This is a genomic window from Aerococcus sp. L_32 (assembly GCF_050689315.1).
Genome location: NZ_JBOEQF010000489.1, coordinates 1 through 1,400 on the forward strand (window position 1 = coordinate 1; position 1,400 = coordinate 1,400).

Here is a 1,400-nt window from a genome sequence, read left to right on the forward strand (position 1 = left end):
GCGGCATTCATTTGCCACTCATTTACTCAACAATGGGGCAGATATAAGAACTGTTCAAGAACTACTAGGCCATGCTTCCTTATCCACGACACAAATCTACACCCATTTATCAAAAGAAAAATTACGGGATAACTACCTACAGTTTCACCCCCATGCCAAACAGAAAAAAGAGCGTCCCAAAGATTAGCTTGTTGAAGTGCTAATCTGGATCGCTCTTTATTTTATTGATTTTGATTCATTTATTTTTTCTTGGCTTTGTTTAAACCAAAGGGCACTTTTGACTCTGTTCCTTGACGAATCCGTTTAATGTTATCTTTATGACGGACAACAACCAAGATTAAGACTAAAACAGTCGCAATTGTTAAGCCCAAGTCTTGGTAGAATAGGCTTAAAATCGTTGCAAAAATAACCGCAAAGATTGAAGAGAAGCTGACCATACTTGTGATGAATAAGGATACAAAGAATGATGCGATTGAAATCAAGGCAAATAACGGATGATAGGCTAAAACTACACCAAATGAGGTTGCCACTGCTTTACCACCATTAAATTTAAGGAATAGTGGAAATGAATGACCAACGATGGCCATACCACCAAATAGTAAAGGATGTAAGCCAGGATTCAACCAGATCGCTAGTAAGACGGGGATAGCCCCTTTTACCATATCACAGATGAAAACAAGGACGCCTCCAATGGTACCAAAAGCTCGGAAGGCATTTGTCGTACCGATATTTCCTGAGCCGAATTGGCGAATATCTTTTTTATAGATGAGTTTGCCGACAACTAAACCAAAGGGAATAGACCCCAATAGGTAAGCGACGATTAGTAATAGAATCGTTAACATGATTTAATTCCTTTCGATAAATCTATAGACTCCCTATATTATATCATTAATTCAAAGGAATACAGTTATATGAGACAAATTTAAATATTGCAAACTTAATTAGCTAGTTATGAAAATCAAAAATTTTCCTAAGAATATTTTCTTTCTTTCGAATATTTTTAGGCTATAATGTATGAGTTGCCCGCAAATTATTGGGCCTATTAATATTGATCCTATTTGGCAAATCAGCGGTTTTAATATATGATGAAAAAGATTGAAAGTGGGGTAAACGATTTGGCCAAACCAACAAACCAAAATAATAAATCAACTTATGATGAAAGTTCGATCCAGGTATTAGAAGGACTGGAAGCAGTTAGAAAACGTCCTGGTATGTATATCGGGTCAACAGATGCACGTGGTTTACACCATTTAGTGTATGAAATTGTCGATAACTCAATTGACGAGGCCTTGAGTGGGTATGCTGACCATATTACAGTAACCCTTGCTAAAGACGGTTCAGCAATTGTTACCGATAATGGACGTGGGATGCCGATTGGTAAACATACTAGCGGTAAGCCG

At 37.3% G+C, this 1,400-nt stretch carries 3 protein-coding genes; 2 read left to right on the plus strand and 1 reads right to left on the minus strand.

The genetic code is table 11. The features are described 5' to 3' along the window. On the plus strand, window positions 1-187 hold a 187-nt coding region (locus ACRCJ0_RS14130), incomplete at its 5' end, for a tyrosine-type recombinase/integrase (protein ID WP_431390863.1). A gap of 52 nt (window positions 188-239) precedes the next feature. On the opposite strand, the gene plsY is transcribed toward ACRCJ0_RS14130, so the two are convergent. Next, the gene (plsY, locus tag ACRCJ0_RS14135) at window positions 240-842 is read right to left on the minus strand and encodes a glycerol-3-phosphate 1-O-acyltransferase PlsY (RefSeq protein WP_026466074.1); all 603 of its coding nucleotides are present in this window, start codon (window positions 840-842) and stop codon (window positions 240-242) included. Between the two features lie 240 nt (window positions 843-1,082). Here plsY and ACRCJ0_RS14140 point away from each other — a divergent pair. Further along, window positions 1,083-1,400 (plus strand): ATP-binding protein (locus tag ACRCJ0_RS14140; RefSeq protein ID WP_431390865.1); only part of this gene is annotated, 318 nt, incomplete at its 3' end.